This window comes from Intestinirhabdus alba, assembly GCF_009711095.1.
Lineage (GTDB): Bacteria > Pseudomonadota > Gammaproteobacteria > Enterobacterales > Enterobacteriaceae > Intestinirhabdus > Intestinirhabdus alba.
Genome location: NZ_WMJZ01000007.1, coordinates 1 through 16,774, shown reverse-complemented (window position 1 = coordinate 16,774; position 16,774 = coordinate 1). Strand labels below are relative to the sequence as shown.

Genomic DNA, 16,774 nt, shown 5'->3' with positions numbered 1-16,774 from the left:
TCGATTAGGCGGTGTCCCTCTATCGGGTCGGACACCACCTGAAATCCGGCAGAAGGTGCTGGTCAGCTGTCGCCAAAGTGGATCACGGTGCGAATGGACTTCCCTTCGTGCATCAGATCGAAGGCTTCATTGATCTGCTCAAGGGGCAGACGATGGGTAATAAACGGGTCGAGACGGATTTTCCCGGCCATCGCCTCTTCAACCATCCCCGGCAACTGGCTGCGCCCTTTGACGCCACCAAAGGCCGAACCGCGCCAGACGCGCCCGGTAACCAGTTGAAACGGTCGGGTTTTAATTTCCTGACCGGCACCCGCAACCCCGATAATAATGCTTTCGCCCCAGCCCTTGTGGCAGCACTCCAGCGCCGCGCGCATCACGTTGACGTTGCCGATGCACTCAAAGCTGAAGTCGACGCCGCCGTCGGTCAGCTCCACGATGATCTCCTGGATTGGCCTGTCAAAATCGTTCGGGTTGATAAAGTCGGTGGCTCCCATCTCTGCGGCCAGCGTAAATTTCTCCGGATTGGTGTCAATCGCCAGGATACGCCCCGCCTTCGCCTGCACCGCGCCCTGGATCACCGCCAGACCAATGCCGCCGAGGCCGAATACCGCCACGCTGTCGCCCGCTTTCACCCTGGCGGTGTTGTGCACCGCGCCGATGCCGGTCGTCACGCCGCAGCCCAGCAGGCAAATTTTGTCCAGAGGTGCCTGCGGGTTAACTTTCGCCAGGGAGATCTCCGCACAGACGGTATATTCACTGAAGGTGCTGGTGCCCATATAGTGATAAATCGGCTCGCCGTTAAAGGAAAAACGGGTGGTGCCATCCGGCATCAGGCCTTTGCCCTGGGTGGCGCGCACCGCCTGGCAGAGGTTGGTTTTGCCGGATTTACAGAACTTGCACTCGCCACATTCGGCGGTATAGAGAGGAATAACGTGGTCGCCCGGCTTCAGGCTGGTCACCCCTTCACCGACCTCCACGACCACCCCGCCACCCTCATGGCCGAGCACCGCCGGGAAAACGCCCTCCGGATCGTCCCCCGAGAGGGTAAAGGCGTCGGTGTGGCACACCCCGGTATGGGTAATTTTTACCAGCACTTCCCCCTTTTTCGGCGCTTCCACGTCAATTTCAACGATTTTTAGCGGCTGGCCAGGGCCGAATGCAACTGCAGCACGTGATTTCATCTGTCTCTTCCCTTTATTACGAAGTGAATAGGTCTATTTTAGATAAGCGCGGAGAAGGTGGCCGACTTCAGCCATGCGAACGGCGCGCTGATCGGGGGTGGTCTCCCCGCTGACCAGTTCGTCCTTCAGGTGGATCTCCACCATTTCGCCCATCAGACCGTTGGCGGCACCGCGCACGGCGGCAATCTGCTGCAGGATAGCCAGGCAGGGTTCGCCGGAGGCCAGCGCCCGTTCAAGCGCCTCAACCTGCCCGCGAATACGACGAACGCGGGTGAGGATACGTTTTTTATCTGCAGGTGAATGCGGCATACGCCCTCCTGATACTATAGGGGGGTATGGTATCAAGTCGTTATCTGTTTGTAAAAGTTATAATTTACTGAGTATCAGAGAGTTACGCATAAATAACTGGCCTGGCTGGTGGAGCACACCCGGTCATTGGCGATCAGGATCTGCTGTACTTCGATATTGACGTTGTAGTAACGGGTAACCTGGATATTTTTATAAAGGCAACAGAATTCACCATGCTTCGTGAATTTAATTCGGTGGATCGGGTCAATGCTTCAATCATGATGATTCCGGTAGCCGTAAAAAACAGATCCGGGAAACATTTATCGCGCATCCTGAAAGAGTCATGCAGGAGTGCCAGACTGCTGAAAAATGGGGAGACCAGGGTTATCTGGGAAGTATTATTAAGCCTGCGCTGTGGCCGGTTCTCATGCCGTAGTCAGCTATAAATGTAACATAGCAACAAAAACCATGATCGGTTAGAACCCTGTTCTGGCATACTCACTCAAAGATTCTCTGTATGGAAAAACATAAAATTAAAGGAAAGCCTGCCTGAACTACTGAGAATCGAAACATCAGTAACGAGTTAGACGTGATGTTTCGATTTCATTTACGCCATCAAAAATTATGCGGATGAGTTCAGGTTATCGCGCCGGATAATAACGCTTTGCCCATCGTTGCTTAACGCGATTTCTTTTCCTCCGATCGCGCAAGCTGGTTCAGCACATCCCGGTTATTTTGTATATCGATTTGCGCGTTCTGTTTTGCGGTCTGAATATAGGTTTCACAATCCGCCTCACTGATAGAGAGTGTTCCCCGGCGGGTGAACTCAGCCAGAATCCTGGGCATAATCTTAATATCACCATAACCTATAGATCGACCCTTAAGAGTACAAAGATCAATATCATTATAAGACGACAGTGGACGAGACTGCGCGCAGCCGGCAAGTAAAATAACGGCGACGCCGGTTAAAAGTAATTTTTTCATTGCTCTGACCTTGTGATTAACTAAAGATGCGTTTTTTGCGTACGCTGCCCGGATTTAACATAGCAGGCAAAATAGCCCTGAGGGTCCAGGTTTCAGGCAATAAAAGCTAACAGGTATCAGCTTCTCAGCAAAACTCATTTTAAACGCTGTTTGGCAATTATTTAGGTATTGCACACAATCGACGGGCCGTGGCGTGAAATATCACGGGATAGTAAAAATGGTCAAAGAGGCTCAACGCCACCTCTTTGACCACGGTTTGCCGCACGCGGCGGCAAGGGATAAGGCTCTCCGGTAACCCAGTAAATTACGGCCTGCCGAATCTCCTTTTATTCTCAGGGATCAGAAACGCCATGAGGCGGACAAATTTCCCGCCACCGCGCTATAGCCGGAACGCAATCCTTCGCTTTCAATTGCGATATCCAACGCAACGTCGGGATTGATTTTGTAGCTTATTCCCGCTTTTACCCCCAGCGCGTCGCGGGGTGTCACCTGATTTTTGGCGTGAAATTTTGCGCTACGATAGTTGACGAACGAAGCGTGCTGCGTGGCGTCGCCATCCAGCAGTTCATGTTCCCAGGTAAGCTGCATCCTGGCCGCGAACGCGCCTCCGGAAGCAAGCGGCATAGCCCAGTTCCCTTTTACCCCGATACTCGAGCGCAGCGAGTTGAAGTTCTGCGCATCCAGCATCAGTCGGGTGCCGTCATCGCCGCTCTCCTTCACGCCAGGGCGATGTAACAGCGTGTAGTTTAATGATGCTACCGGCCCGGCGCTTAACGTATCATTTAACGCCCAGCGATAGCCTCCGCCGCCCGTAAGGGAGCCGGTTAATCCGGTCCAGCTGGCCTGGTGGCCTGCTCCGTAGGTGTCGACATTAATGCGCCGCTCCAGCCGCTTCTCTTCAATGCCGAACCGGCCATTGCCGAATAAATAGAGCCCTTCGGGTCTTTCAGAACCGTAACGCGCCTGAAGCCCCAGGTTGAACGCGGTGGTTTTGCCATGCGCATTTTCTGGGGATTTCACCGTCACCGACTGGCCGCTGACGGCACCATGAAAGCCATAGATCCAGTTGTCGTCCTGCTCATTTTGCTTTTCAGCGCCAAACAATACGCCATAGCTGCGGGCGCTGTAACCAACACGACTCCCCTGCCGCTGTTGCCACGAGCCGCCGCCAAAGGGGATGGCAAAGCTGTGCCACTGGCCCTCCGCCAGCCGCGTCGGCGTCACCGCGGGATCGGTGTCGCTGACAATCCGCGTTATCTGCTGTTCACGATGAAGAGAGCTGGCAAGCATGGCGCTCCAGGCTGCCGGGGTCAGCTGCTGCAAAGCGCTGCGGATACTTCCGCCGTCGGCAGCTGAAAAATCCAGAGTACGGTACAGCGGCTGTATATCCGAATCGGCTATCGACACAATTTTATCCAGCGCCTCGCCCACCCGTCGCGCATTGTCGTCCGGCGCATACTGGCTGTAAGCATTAGCGGCGCGCTGCATCGTGAACTGCAGACCATTCCCTTTCAGAGACGCCGCCCGTAGCGCCAGCGTGGGCGAGCTGTGCAGGCTGTTTACCTCGCTGAATTGACCGCTGTACGAGGCGGCCGGGAGTAAAGCCTGCGAATCCAGCCGCCAGTCTGCCGCATACCAGCCGGGCTGCGGCACAAACGTTAGCTGGCCGCCAAGCTGCGCATGACCGTCAATCTTCAGCGTATCATGCCCACCGCGACCATCGACCTCCAGCAGCAGCTGTCCGCTGTCACCCTGCTGATAGTTACCGACGATGGTGATTTGCCCATATGAATTGCCCGGCGTGAGAATGCCGTCATTCACAAAATACCCATCCCGATTGAGGGTGTAGCTGCCGTTACCGGCCAGCGTTGCGCCAGGCGCAATATACATGCTGTAAATCTGATAGACGCCGTTAAGCGAGGTTTTTCCTCCGCGCGCGCTTAACGCCAGATTGTTAATACCTTCGATATTGCCGCGGTAGTTCAGGGTAAAGTTGGGATCGGGACGATCCGTCGCCTGACCTTGCTCATTGGCCAGGCGTCCGAAAGAGAGCTGCGTTAATCGCTGCTGACCATAGAAATTTTTCTGGTTATATTCTGAATAAATATTTCCCTCCAGCCTGGCACCGTTTAATAGCGAAATATTACCGACCAGCGCGTTGGGTGAAATATATATCGCGGCATCTTTACCGGCGACTCGCCCGCTGATGTCGACATTGTCAACCAGGGCACCCTGCAGCTCAGGTAAGGGTGCCGCAGTATAACCACCTACGGTATGGAGCCAGGAGCCGCGATACTCCGTCTCGTTACCCAGGAGGTTATTGCCAAAATCGAAGCTAATGGCGATGCCGTTATCTCCCTGCGCCTGAACGTCGCCGCGCTGAATAAGATTATGCTGTTTACCGTAGGTAAACATTATTCCCCGTCCATTAGGCCCATCGGCGTAAACCCGGGTTCCTGGCTCGATGCTCAGCGTATTATTTTGCCCATCGATACGAATACCGGCACCGCCAGCGCCTGCCGTCAGCAGATTCGCCTGCTGAAACACGCGGTTATTGCTGCCATAAACGTGCAGCCCAAGCCCCTGCGTCGCGGTATTATAGCGTTCCGCCAGATAGCCATCGCCCTGCTGGTTACGCAAAAAGTATCCATTCTGGTTAATCAGCGTCTGCCCGCTGCCATAGAGCGAAAAGCCGAAGAAGTTGCGCCGATCGATCTGATATCCCATATCCTGCAGCAGCGCCAGCTCCGCTTCCATAAAGGTGGTGTAGTTGCGGTAGTTCTGGTGGCTCATCATGCTGTTCTTCAGCTCGATATGGCTCATATAATTATTATCAACCCAACCGTTTTCCGTCAGCATTTTTACCGGTACGCCAGGCATCGCACCTGCGAGCACTTCATCAACATATTTGCCGGTGAAATAGCCCTGATCGCGCCGTACATCAAAGCCGCGCGGGTCCCATGGATTATTGCATCCACGGCACAATATGACCTGCCCTGGCCGGGCAGCCTGACCGTTATCATCCCGCAGATGGCTGGCCCAGGGGCCTAAAGGGAAGGCCTGGAATGCCGGCGTGTATGTTCCCCATCCCCGCCAGTCGTTAACCTGGCTCATGATGCCCAGACCGTGGGCCAGCTCATGAACCGCGACGCTGACCAGATCGGTCTTTCCGGTGCGCGGCAGCTGCGCGGGAACATACGGAACGTCGTCAAAATCCAGTTTCCCCATAATGAACTGAGCATGTGAACCAAAGGTTAACTCTCCGGTATCAATACCGCTCAAAGCCCCCTGTAGCTGAGTCAGGGTGATAACACCATCGGATACGAGACCGCTAGTACCGGCGGCATTCTCAACGTCAAACGTACCGACATTGATAATGGCGGGTAATTGCCCGGGTATGGGGGTGATAATCCCGGCCCAGTAGCGCATGGCATCAAGTATCTTTTCTTTTTGCTGCCGATTCAGATCCCAGCTGGATACCACTGGTGACGGCCAGTCCGGTATAAACGGGCCGTCGCCAACGTCAAAAAAGCGCACCTCAAACACCGCGCTGTTTTGCGGGCTATAAATCAAGTGACGTTCCCCGGCCCAGGCGTGATGGCTGGCAAATAAACCGGTTAACGCCGCCGTTATAAGAAGTTTTTTCATATTTATACATCCATCCGTGTTTAAAATAATCGTTATTTCAAGAAGCTGTGTCTTAAATAGTTCAAGTTGCATGACAAAACGTAAATTGTCCTGAGCGCTGGCCCGTCAGAGCGAGGCTTAGGGAAACGCACGTGCAGTCTAAAACAGGAATGAATATATAACTTCATATCCAACCTCAATAAATCATAAACAAAACGCACAAATAGCGTGATAGTATCCGGGTACATTTCAGAGACTGTTGCCATAAAACGGTCACACAGAAAAAACCTTTTGATTTCTTTTGGTTAGGGAGAAGTAAAAACAACCCTCAGGCCAGGTGATAGATGCGCCTGTTAATTTTCAGAATATCGCTCAATCCAAAATCAGTGGCTATCCGATGAATTAAACCTAGCCGGCACGTCGTTTTTAGCAATTTAAAAATGGGTTTCTTTATTAGCTTTGGCAGATGTAAACCACAAAAGGGGTAGCCGTCTGCGAAAGAGTAGTATGACGCGAAAACAGCGATATTATTCAGCAGAGTAATTTAAAATTTACTCAAGATGCCATGCGTTATGAATGGATACCTTTCAGGTTAATGAATTATGCCCGTAATCATTGAAGACAGAAGGCTGGCGTTCGTTCACGATCCTCAGGCTTTACGTCTGCATCAGCCCCTGACGGTGAGTTTCTGAACCGTGGGATAAAGCCCGAAAAGGGTGGCTCAGACCATACGCACCGGTTGCTGCTCACGTTCAGACTGACGCGACAATGCCGCCTCTGGTAAATATCTACTAAAGAAATGCTGGCTAACAGCAATAAAAAATCCGGAAATGACAGGCATTCCCGGATGATTAATAGTGGCGCAATCGTCAGCCGCTCAGTTTAGCCCGGCACGCGCAGCGGGTATTTACTTGCGAAAATCCAGCGTGCCAGCGCCTGAAGAAGCGAGAGCGGCAATATGATCAAACGTAATCATTGGCGATTTACAGAAGATACATTTCGCACCAAACGGATTGCTTTCAGTTACATCAAAAGTTGATGTTCTGTACTGTGAACCATGGCAGCATGGGCACCTGAAGTGAATATAATCAGAAATAACAGCGACCTCAAAGTGCCACGACGTTAACCGCCGACGGGCCTTTAGGCCCCTGCTCTACGGAAAATTCAACTTCCTGATTTTCGTTGAGCGTACGGAAATCGTTGCCCTGAATGGCAGAAAAATGGACAAATACATCCTTGCTACCATCTTTCGGCGTGATAAAACCAAAACCTTTATCAGGATTGAACCACTTGACTAAACCAGTCATTTTATTTGACATCATTAATACCTTTCGTTGAGTAAGCTTTAAAAGCAATAAGGTCTGAAGAAAAGTTATCAGAGAGAAAAAACCTAAAGGAAATCTCAAGAAGGACTAAAGATGAGAAATATTACAATGACTACTTCAGATAATTTCGTATCAAACCGCGCAGCTATTAACGCATGGTTAACCACACTTAGCAAGCGTTAGTTTTGTAAAGAAAAAAGCGTCTTTTTTACACAACCCGTTTCTCTTTCCGAAGATGCTATAGCGCTTTTTTTCATTTTACCCGGCGTTCTGGAGATTCAGAGAACAATATTTTTAGATGGCGAAAAAAACGTTTGAATTAATTGATCCGGTATCGCCCGGAGGTTACCGCCGCAGCCCGACGGCACCAGGTCATAAAAATCATTTCATTTGTCATACAAATGGCTATACTACCCGCTTCCGACGTAGACCCGCTATCTTCGCCTGCACTACGGGTCTGGTTTAGTGCAGGCGCTTTTTAGCAACGTGAACCCGCAGCTGCCCGCCGGCATCAGCGGCTTACGGGCGAACTAAATGATGTTATCTGCAATGGAGCCCCGAAAAGGGAATCGTCCTGCAGTATCGTACCAATCCTCTGGCGTACCTGAAAATAATCGGGGTGCGTTTGCGGTATGCCAAATGTTCTGATCGTTCCTTCATCAGGGAGATGAATCCCAAGAATAAGTTTCACCAGCGTCGATTTTTCGCACCCTGATTTACCGGTAATATGTCTTTGCCCTGATGCATCTGCTGGGATTTGCGTTCTGTCCGCGAATCAGGGATCTCCATGACAAAAAGCTGTTTATCAAAGGAAAAGCGGAACAATACCCGACGCTTCAGTCACTAATATCAACGACCAGCCAAAAGCACCTAAAAAATAACACATGTCATATTTGCTTATAATTCCCTGACTCGTTGTTAATATTTAAAATGCATAAATTTGACTCAAATCACTTTCCTATGTTTCATTTAATTTAAATTACTTCATGGCTTAACTAAGGAGATACTTATGAGTTATTCATATATAGTTAAATCCTCAACACATCTGCCAAGAAAATATAATACAAATGAAGTAATGGATTTGCTTTATAAAGAGGGTAGGATAAAAAAATTAGCCCGTAGGTTTTCTGCTTCTACAGGGATTGATAACAGATTTATATCAATTGAACTGGAGAGTATAGGGGCTGTTTTGTATAAACGTGTATGACACCGATATTCTATTGTAATTACCTGGCCTGTTCGTAAAACAGGCTTAACGTACACCTGAGGTGCTGGACGCCCGGCGCTCCCTGTTTTCGGTGCTTATCAGCGCAGTGCAGGTGAGAAATAACCTGCTGCTGGCACACTGTATAAGGCGCAGGCCGGGGCAACAGGCTGAGAAGGGTAACGCACCGGACAAACCGCTAAAAAACGGCCTGCCGGCAATTATTCACGCTGTTCAGACGCTCTGTCTTATTGTTCCACCAGTTCCAGATCGGCGATAACGGGCAGGTGATCGCTGGCCGACGACCAACGGAACTGGGCGGAATCATGGGGAACAGTCAACTGCCTGACGTTCCATTTCTGCCCTTTAAAGGTGAAAATATGATCGATATCTATCGCCGGATTCATAGCAGGCCAGCTGCGGGTATCCGTTCCCTCCTTCACCACCTCGTTAAAGAAATAGCTAATTTCCTTCACCGGCTGCTCTTTATCGGTTGAGTTGAAATCACCGGCGAGGATCTTAATCGATGACGCGATGTCTTTAAAATCTGACTTCGCGTCGCCAATGCTCAGATCTAACAGATAGCGGACCTGCCCGGTTCGAATCGTCGGATCTTTTTGCCAGTCGAGATGAGTGACCATAATAACGGGCGCTGAATCAAACCCCGGAACCTCGACTTGCGCCAGCAGCACCACACGCTGTTCAGCATCTCCTGAAGGCAGTTTTAACACCTGTGAATGCAGGATTTTATATTTTGACAGCAGGCCAAGCCCATACTCTCCGCCGTCAAAATCCAGCGCCTTACCAAACGCATAGTGCATATTGTTGGCTTCGGCGAGGGTTTTTAACTGATCGATTTTCTGACTGCGCTTCGTTTTGTTATCCACTTCAGGCACGGCGATGATATCAGCATCAATTATTTTAATTGCCGAATTAAGTTGCGTGAAATCGGTAACACTATCAGCGGCTTCATTCTTGCCGATATTGTAGGTTGCAATCCTTAAATGCGGCTTGTTCTGGGTATAGATTTTATTCGGAATCCCGCCCTTTTGTACACTAAGCACCTCATTTCCCGAGAAATTACCGTCAGCCCAGGCATTAAGCGCCAGGCAGTTGAGGGTGACTAAGGCCAGCGTGGCAACTTTTTTCATTGGGAGCGACTCCTGTATTGAATGATTGGCGTCAGTGTACTGAAAGAAAATATTTATTTACGTGATGAATACCTCAAACATATATCGCAGCAGAAATTAAGTTATAATTTCTTAACAATCTCATCCCTGGGCTCCGGCCCAACAGAAGATCGATGGATTTCCATTTTTGACAGGCTCCGCCTCTGGCTGGACAAACACCGCGAAAGCAACAGGAGACGAAGCCTGGCGGGAGAGCGTCAGCCGCTTATCTGCGCCATCGCCTGCAGGATGCGCTTGTCGGAGATCGGATACGGGGTGCCCAGCTGCTGGGCGAAGTAGCTGACGCGCAGCTCCTCAATCATCCAGCGAACGGCCTTAACGTCCTCGTCCTCGCGGCGGGCGGGCGGCAGCTTGTTGAACCACTGCTGCCACGCCTGCCGGACGCTCTCCACCTTCAGCATCTGCGCGCGGTCGCGGTGCGGATCGATTGCCAGCTTCTCAAGGCGTTTGTCAATCGCCTGCAGATAGCGCAGCGTGTCGCCGAGGCGCTTATAGCCGTTGCCGGTAACGAAGCCGCGATACACCAGGCCGCTCATCTGGGCTTTGATATCCGACAGCCCCAGCGCCATGGTCATATCCACCCGCCCCTTCAGGCGCTTGTTGATGGTAAAGACGGCGGTCAGGATCTGCTCCACCTGCTTCGCGATATCGACCACGGTGTCGTTCAGCTCCGCGCGCACCTTTTCATGCAGCGCAGCAAAGCCCTCTTCCGTCCACACCGGCCCGCCGGCCTCGTCAATCAGCCGGTCCACGCCGCAGGAGATGCAGTCGTCAATCAGCTCCAGCACCTTGCCGTAGGGGTTAAAGTAGAGGCCGAGCTTGGCCTTGTTTGGCAGCTTCTCGTGCAGGTACTTGATCGGCGAAGGAATGTTTAACAACAGCAGCCGCCGCAGCCCGCTCCACATCGCCTGCTGCTGCTCCTGTTGGTTGTCAAACAGCCTGATGGCGACGCTGTCGCGCTCGTCCACCAGCGCCGGCCACGCCTTCACCTTATAGCCGCCGCGCTTCTGCTCATAGCTCTCCGGCAGCTGGCCAAAGCTCCAGATGTGCAGCCCGCTCTGCTCAATGCCGTCGTCCGCCACCGCCGAGAGCGTCTCCTGCACCTTGCCCTTCAGCGCGTCCTTCAGATCCTGCAGCGAACGCCCCTCCTGCAGCTTCCTGTTTTTATCATCCACCACCCGAAAGGTCATCTTCAGATGATCGGGCACCTGATCCCAGTGCCAGTCGTCGCGATCGACGGTGACGCCGGTCATCCGCCGCAGCTCGCGCTCCAGCGCGTCCAGCAGCGGCAGCGCCAGAGGAGTGACGCGGCCCAGAAACGCCTCGGCGTAGTTCGGCGCGGGCACAAAGCTGCGGCGCACCGGCTTGGGCAGCGACTTAATCAGCGCAATCACCAGCTCGCGACGCAGCCCGGGGATTTGCCATTCGAAGCCGCTCTCCTCCACCTGGTTGAGCAGCGGCAGCGGAATATGAACGGTAACGCCGTCGGCGTCGGCTCCCGGCTCAAACTGGTAGCTCAGACGCAGCTTGAGGTTGCCCTGATGCCAGAAGTTGGGATAATCGAGCCGGCTGATGCTCTCCGCCCCCTCCTTGATCAGCATACTCTTTTCAAAGTTGAGCAGGTCCGGCGTCTCGCGGCTGACCCTCTTCCACCAGCTGTCAAAGTGGCGCGCGGAGATCGCCTCGTGGCTGATGCGCTGGTCGTAAAATTCAAACAGCGTTTCGTCATCCACCAGAATGTCGCGGCGGCGAGACTTATGCTCCAGCTCCTCTACCTCCGCGCGCAGCCGGAGATTCTCGCGGAAGAAGGCGTGGCGCGTCTGCCAGTCCCCCTCTACCAGAGCGTGGCGGATAAACAGCTCCCGGCTCAGGGCCGGATCGATCTGGCTGTAGTTCACCTTGCGCGCGGCGACGATCGGCAGACCGTAGACGGTGACTTTCTCCGTCGCCATCACCGCACCCTGCGCCCGCTCCCAGTGCGGCTCGCTGTACGAACGCTTGAGCAGATGCTGGGCGACAGGTTCCACCCACTCCGGGTCGATTCGCGCGGCGATACGCCCCCACAGGCGGCTGGTTTCCACCAGCTCTGCCACCATCGCCCACTTCGGCGGCTTTTTGAACAGGCCGGAGCCGGGGAAAATAGAGAACCGGGCGTTGCGCGCACCGGTATACTCCTGTTTATCCGCGTCTTTGATGCCGATGTGCGACAGCAGCCCGGTGAGCAGCGCAATGTGAATTTCCCGATACTCCGCCGGCTCGCTGTTGACCGGAATGCCCAGCTCTTTCACCACCTGGCGCAGTTGGGTGTAAATATCCTGCCACTCGCGCACCCGCAGGTAGTTGAGGAAATCGATCCGGCACTGGCGGCGGAACTGGTTGGAGGAGAGCGCCTTCTGCTGCTCGCCGAGGTAGTTCCACAGGTTGACGAAGGCCAGGAAGTCAGACTCCTTATCGTGAAAGCGGCGATGCTTCTCGTCGGCGGCCTGCTGTTTATCCATCGGGCGCTCGCGCGGGTCCTGAATAGAGAGCGCCGAGGTGACGATCATCGCCTCGCGCACGCAGCCGTGTTTCTGCGCCTCCAGCACCATTCGCGCCAGCCGCGGATCGACCGGCAGCTGGCTGAGCTGGCGGCCAAGCGGCGTCAGCTTATACGTCGTCTGCTGCGCGTCGGCGGTGATGGCCCCCAGCTCCTCCAGCAGGCGCACGCCGTCCTGTATGTTGCGCTTGTCCGGCGCTTCGACGAACGGAAAGGCTGCGATATCCCCCAGTCCCAGGGCGGTCATCTGCAGAATGACCGACGCAAGGTTGGTGCGCAGAATTTCCGGCTCAGTAAACTCCGGGCGCGACAGGAAGTCGTCTTCCGAATAGAGGCGGATACAGATCCCCTCCGACACGCGGCCGCAGCGGCCTTTACGCTGGTTGGCCGAAGCCTGCGACACCGGCTCGATCGGCAGCCGCTGCACCTTAGTGCGGTAGCTGTAGCGGCTGATGCGCGCGGTGCCCGGATCGATAACGTACTTAATGCCCGGCACGGTGAGCGAGGTCTCCGCCACGTTGGTGGCCAGCACGATGCGCCGCCCGCCGTGCGGCTGGAAGACGCGGTTCTGCTCACTGTTCGACAGGCGCGCGTACAGCGGCAACACTTCGGTATGGCGCAGGTCGAGCTTGTTCAGTGCATCAGCGGTATCGCGGATCTCCCGCTCGCCGCTCATAAAGATCAGGATATCGCCCGGGCCTTCGCGCCCCAGCTCATCCACCGCGTCAAAAATGGCCTGCAGCTGGTCGCGCTCGGCGTCGTCGGCCTCTTCCACGATCGGACGATAGCGCACCTCCACCGGGTAAGTACGCCCGGAGACCTCAATAACGGGCGCATCGTTGAAGTGCTTTGAGAAGCGCTGCGGATCGATGGTCGCCGAGGTGATGATAACTTTCAGATCCGGACGGCGCGGCAGCAGCTCTTTCAGATAGCCGAGCAGGAAGTCGATGTTCAGGCTGCGCTCGTGCGCTTCGTCAATAATAATAGTGTCGTACTGCATCAGCAGCCGGTCCTGCTGGATCTCCGCCAGCAGAATACCGTCAGTCATCAGTTTGACGAGGGTGTTTTCGCTGACGCGATCGCTGAAGCGCACCTTATAGCCGATGCAGCCCCCCGGCTCCGTCTGCAGCTCCTCGGCGATGCGGTTCGCCACGGTACGCGCCGCCAGACGACGCGGCTGGGTGTGGCCAATCAGCCCCTTCACGCCGCGCCCCAGCTCCATACAGATTTTCGGCAGCTGGGTGGTTTTCCCGGAGCCGGTCTCCCCCGCCACGATGACTACCTGATGGTCGCGAACGGCGTCAAGGATCGCCTGCTTTTTCTGGCTGACGGGCAGGTTTTCCGGATAGCTTATCGCCGGGCGCGATGCTTCACGCCGCGCCACGGTAGCCGCCGCCTGCGCGATCTCAGCCGCCATCTGCTGATAGATGGCCTGCTGTGCCTCAGGATTTTTAACTTTCTTCACGCCGTGCAGACGGCGGGAAAAGCGCTGCCGATCGCGCAGCATCAGCGCGTCAAGCCGCTGCTGCAGGGAGTGAAACGATAATTTTTGCTGTTCGTTCATAAGGTTATGGGCAGTGCTCTGCCGGATAAAATCGTTTATAAAGAATCGACGTAGAGTACCACATCGGCCCCCTGCCTGTGTTGTTCAATAATTTTGAACTTTCGCTTCGATATATTGCGCTATCACTGGGTCATGATTGTGAATAGAGTGTGAACAAGCAGCGGGGCTGGCCCCCTTCAGACATTGATAAAGGAAACATTCATGAGCAAGGTATTAGTTCTTAAATCCAGTATTCTGGCCGGGTATTCACAGTCTGGTCAGCTCGCCGACTATCTGGTGGAGCAGTGGCGCGAAAAGCACTCCGCTGACGAAATTACCGTTCGCGATCTGGCGGCAACGCCGGTGCCAGTACTGGACGGCGAGCTGGTTGGCGCGCTGCGTCCGGGAGATGCGCCGCTAACCCCGCGTCAGCAGGAGGCGCTGGCGCTCTCTGATACGCTGATCGCCGAACTTAAGGGCCACGACGTTATCGTTATTGCGGCACCAATGTATAATTTCAATATTCCGACCCAGCTGAAAAACTACTTTGATCTGATCGCCCGCGCCGGCGTGACCTTCCGCTACACCGAAAAAGGTCCGGAAGGGCTGGTTACCGGCAAGCGCGCGGTGGTGCTCTCCAGCCGCGGCGGCATTCATAAGGATACGCCAACCGACCTGATCGCGCCGTATCTGAAGCTGTTCCTCGGCTTTATCGGCATTACCGACGTCAACTTTGTCTTCGCCGAAGGGGTTGCTTACGGCCCGGAAGTGGCAGCAAAAGCGCAGTCCGACGCCAGGGCAGCTATCGATAGCGTAATTGCCGCGTAATCCCTGGTCTCCCGCCGCCGCGGGAGGCTAAGAGCCTGGCCCGCCAGACGTTATTGGCGCAGCCACTCTGGACGCGGACACCGCACAGGAAGTGGAGCATACACGCAGTACGTGAGGATGATTCGCGATGCTCACCCCAGGGGCCGTCCTTACAGAGGTTCAAAACGCGATGCGTTTTGTGCGTGCACTGCCCTGCTCCAAAATGGCAAGTGAAAGAGTTCAGATTGACTACAGCCCCTCCCGGATATGCCGAATCCTGGCGCTATACCGACAATCAGAAACGGGTGATTTTGGTTAAGTTCTGCCTGATGTATGATGGGTCAGTATTTAACCAGAGAAACCAAAAGGATTTGCGGGCATGACGGATGCGAAAGACAACACAACGGTGACCTGCCTGAGCCACAAAATGAAGTACAAAGAGGTCGCCTGCGGTAAGCAGCGGATGCGTTGGCTGGAGCTGCAGTTTGTGGATGAGAACAACAATCCGGTTTCCGGACTCAACGTGCAGTTGGAGTACTATCCGCTGGCAACGGCGGCAGAGCTGGCGCTGTGGGCCAGGGGCGGCCCCGCTCAGTTTGACCCCACACCGCCGTCTGACCCGCCCGCCGGTGTCACTGACAGTCAGGGGCTGGTGCGGTTTGATAATTTGTACTGGATTAACGTTGGTGTGAAAACAGACGGTCAGCAGCTGGCCGACGAGATGGAACAGCGCCCGCTGGGCCTCAGCCGCAACCCGAACGGCCAGGATCCTGTTTCCCGACCAGAAACGCGCGTTGGGAGATGGCGTTCAAACGTGCAGATTAGTGCAGAACAGCGCGGCTATGACCATCATTATGTAACCATCGGTGAGCTGTGTGACCGGATGCCTGATATCCCTGAATGGTCGGATAAAGAGCCGCCACGCTTTCACTTTCCGCATGGAACCGTGCTGAAAGGCACGGAAATCGTCCGGGAGGCGCTGGAGAAACGGCATGTGATAGAAATTTGCCCGTTCCGGGCGTGGTCACTGGTGCTACACGACACGAAAGACTATTCGCTGGCGAATGGTTATAACCTCGGCGTGATGGCTGATATGGCCTATGCAAAAAGCGGAAATTCGGTGATTAAACCGTTTTTCCTGGAAAATTGTCTGGATTTGTCCACGACGCCGAGATATGAAGAATTTCCGTCATTTCCTTACGCGCTGGTTGTGGATGTGCCGTTCCGTGAGCGCTACATCACCGCAGAGTTTCTGGATTCCTCCCGCCTGAGTGACAACGCTCCCGCCCGACTGCTGATTGACAGCACCCAGCTTTTTTACGTGGAAAATGCGGATCATATTATTGTGGCATGGCGGGGAACTCAGGAGGTGCCGGACTGGATCACCGACGGCTGGTACTCACCGCAGCCGTGCCCGGCTGAGCTGGCTAAAGCCGGTCGTATTCACGGCGGCTTTCTGGAGGCATACCAGCTGGCAAAGGAGCGGTTTAGGGATGTTTTTGATAACATTAAAGACCTTTTGAATAGAGGAAAAAAGTTATTTATCTGCGGGCACAGTCTGGGTGGGGCGCTGGGGCTGATCTATGCGGCAGAAATGAAGGGATTTGCGCCGATACTCTATACATACGGAATGCCCCGGACCTTTACCGCGGATGCTGTGGGTAACCTGTATCAGATTATCCACTACCGGCACGTCAATGACAGCGACACCATCACCAGCGTGCCGTTTGATGCCAATCTGGATAACTGGCTGTACGGTAAATTTGGCCCTCTCGGCACCACGCTGGGCTTTTTCTGGACGCTGACGGTCGAGCTGCCGGCGCAGATGGCGGGAGCCTATATCGGTGAGCATTACTGGCAGCCCGGCAGCCCGGTGGTCTTCTTCCGCGCCACGCAGACCCGTACCTGGCTGGAATGCAAAGCGATAAACAACTATTCCTGCCGCCGCCTCAAATCCAGCGATATGTACAAAGTTAAACTGTTCCTTGTCCCGTCGCTGTCTGAGGTGAAAAATACAGAGGCAAAAGAGGCGCAGGAGGCGTTTATCGGTGAGTTTCCGGCCGAGGATATCCGGAAGATTTTCCCCCGG

At 54.2% G+C, this 16,774-nt stretch carries 11 protein-coding genes and 2 pseudogenes; 4 read left to right on the top strand and 9 right to left on the bottom strand.

Annotated elements, in window-relative coordinates; translation table 11 throughout:
* Positions 1-62: 62 nt before the first annotated feature.
* The 7 genes and pseudogenes from GJV78_RS06810 to GJV78_RS06785 all read right to left on the bottom strand — a co-directional run.
* A complete protein-coding gene (locus GJV78_RS06810; RefSeq protein ID WP_155107617.1) occupies positions 63-1,181 on the bottom strand; it encodes an S-(hydroxymethyl)glutathione dehydrogenase/class III alcohol dehydrogenase in 1,119 nt (372 codons plus the stop codon).
* Positions 1,182-1,214: 33 nt separating this feature from the next.
* Positions 1,215-1,490, bottom strand: coding sequence for a metal/formaldehyde-sensitive transcriptional repressor (locus GJV78_RS06805; protein ID WP_155107616.1), 276 nt, complete (start codon positions 1,488-1,490; stop codon positions 1,215-1,217).
* Between the two features lie 657 nt (positions 1,491-2,147).
* Positions 2,148-2,453 carry a hypothetical protein gene (locus GJV78_RS06800; protein WP_155107615.1) on the bottom strand — a complete coding sequence of 102 codons (306 nt, stop codon included), beginning with the start codon at positions 2,451-2,453 and terminating at the stop codon, positions 2,148-2,150.
* Between the two features lie 339 nt (positions 2,454-2,792).
* Positions 2,793-6,101 carry an autotransporter outer membrane beta-barrel domain-containing protein gene (locus GJV78_RS06795; protein ID WP_155107614.1) on the bottom strand — a complete coding sequence of 1,103 codons (3,309 nt, stop codon included), beginning with the start codon at positions 6,099-6,101 and terminating at the stop codon, positions 2,793-2,795.
* A gap of 886 nt (positions 6,102-6,987) precedes the next feature.
* Positions 6,988-7,176, bottom strand: coding sequence for a cold shock small protein YmcF (gene ymcF, locus GJV78_RS23515; protein ID WP_330998788.1), 189 nt, complete (start codon positions 7,174-7,176; stop codon positions 6,988-6,990).
* Between the two features lie 10 nt (positions 7,177-7,186).
* Complete coding sequence (gene cspG / locus GJV78_RS06790; protein WP_155107748.1) at positions 7,187-7,399, bottom strand: cold shock protein CspG; 213 nt, start codon at positions 7,397-7,399, stop codon at positions 7,187-7,189.
* A gap of 539 nt (positions 7,400-7,938) precedes the next feature.
* Positions 7,939-8,132, bottom strand: a pseudogene (locus GJV78_RS06785) (ATP-binding cassette domain-containing protein); the annotation flags it as partial.
* On the opposite strand from GJV78_RS06785, the pseudogene GJV78_RS24110 reads away from it, so the two are divergent.
* Positions 8,132-8,213: pseudogene (locus GJV78_RS24110) on the top strand (Tn3 family transposase); the annotation flags it as partial. The pseudogenes GJV78_RS06785 and GJV78_RS24110 sit on opposite strands and share 1 nt — an antisense overlap.
* A gap of 201 nt (positions 8,214-8,414) precedes the next feature.
* Positions 8,415-8,612, top strand: a complete 198-nt coding sequence (locus tag GJV78_RS06775) for a hypothetical protein (protein ID WP_155107613.1) — start codon at positions 8,415-8,417, stop codon at positions 8,610-8,612.
* A gap of 245 nt (positions 8,613-8,857) precedes the next feature.
* Here GJV78_RS06775 and GJV78_RS06770 read toward each other — a convergent pair whose 3' ends face one another.
* Complete coding sequence (locus GJV78_RS06770; RefSeq protein ID WP_155107612.1) at positions 8,858-9,760, bottom strand: endonuclease/exonuclease/phosphatase family protein; 903 nt, start codon at positions 9,758-9,760, stop codon at positions 8,858-8,860.
* A gap of 236 nt (positions 9,761-9,996) precedes the next feature.
* Positions 9,997-13,899 carry an ATP-dependent RNA helicase HrpA gene (gene hrpA, locus GJV78_RS06765; RefSeq protein ID WP_155107611.1) on the bottom strand — a complete coding sequence of 1,301 codons (3,903 nt, stop codon included), beginning with the start codon at positions 13,897-13,899 and terminating at the stop codon, positions 9,997-9,999.
* A 201-nt stretch (positions 13,900-14,100) separates the two neighbouring features.
* On the opposite strand from hrpA, the gene azoR reads away from it, so the two are divergent.
* The gene (azoR, locus tag GJV78_RS06760) at positions 14,101-14,706 is read left to right on the top strand and encodes an FMN-dependent NADH-azoreductase (RefSeq protein WP_155107610.1); all 606 of its coding nucleotides are present in this window, start codon (positions 14,101-14,103) and stop codon (positions 14,704-14,706) included.
* A gap of 358 nt (positions 14,707-15,064) precedes the next feature.
* On the top strand, positions 15,065-16,774 hold a 1,710-nt coding region (locus GJV78_RS06755; protein ID WP_155107609.1), incomplete at its 3' end, for a lipase family protein.

Excerpts from the sequence above, each read along its gene's own strand:
- GJV78_RS06805 (WP_155107616.1), bottom strand. The coding sequence starts at position 1,490 with ATGCCGCATTCACCTGCAGATAAAAAACGTATCCTCACCCGCGTTCGT.
- GJV78_RS06795 (WP_155107614.1), bottom strand. The coding sequence starts at position 6,101 with ATGAAAAAACTTCTTATAACGGCGGCGTTAACCGGTTTATTTGCCAGC.
- GJV78_RS06810 (WP_155107617.1), bottom strand. The coding sequence starts at position 1,181 with ATGAAATCACGTGCTGCAGTTGCATTCGGCCCTGGCCAGCCGCTAAAA.
- hrpA (WP_155107611.1), bottom strand. The coding sequence starts at position 13,899 with ATGAACGAACAGCAAAAATTATCGTTTCACTCCCTGCAGCAGCGGCTT.
- GJV78_RS06775 (WP_155107613.1), top strand. The coding sequence starts at position 8,415 with ATGAGTTATTCATATATAGTTAAATCCTCAACACATCTGCCAAGAAAA.
- azoR (WP_155107610.1), top strand. The coding sequence starts at position 14,101 with ATGAGCAAGGTATTAGTTCTTAAATCCAGTATTCTGGCCGGGTATTCA.
- GJV78_RS06770 (WP_155107612.1), bottom strand. The coding sequence starts at position 9,760 with ATGAAAAAAGTTGCCACGCTGGCCTTAGTCACCCTCAACTGCCTGGCG.
- GJV78_RS06800 (WP_155107615.1), bottom strand. The coding sequence starts at position 2,453 with ATGAAAAAATTACTTTTAACCGGCGTCGCCGTTATTTTACTTGCCGGC.
- cspG (WP_155107748.1), bottom strand. The coding sequence starts at position 7,399 with ATGTCAAATAAAATGACTGGTTTAGTCAAGTGGTTCAATCCTGATAAA.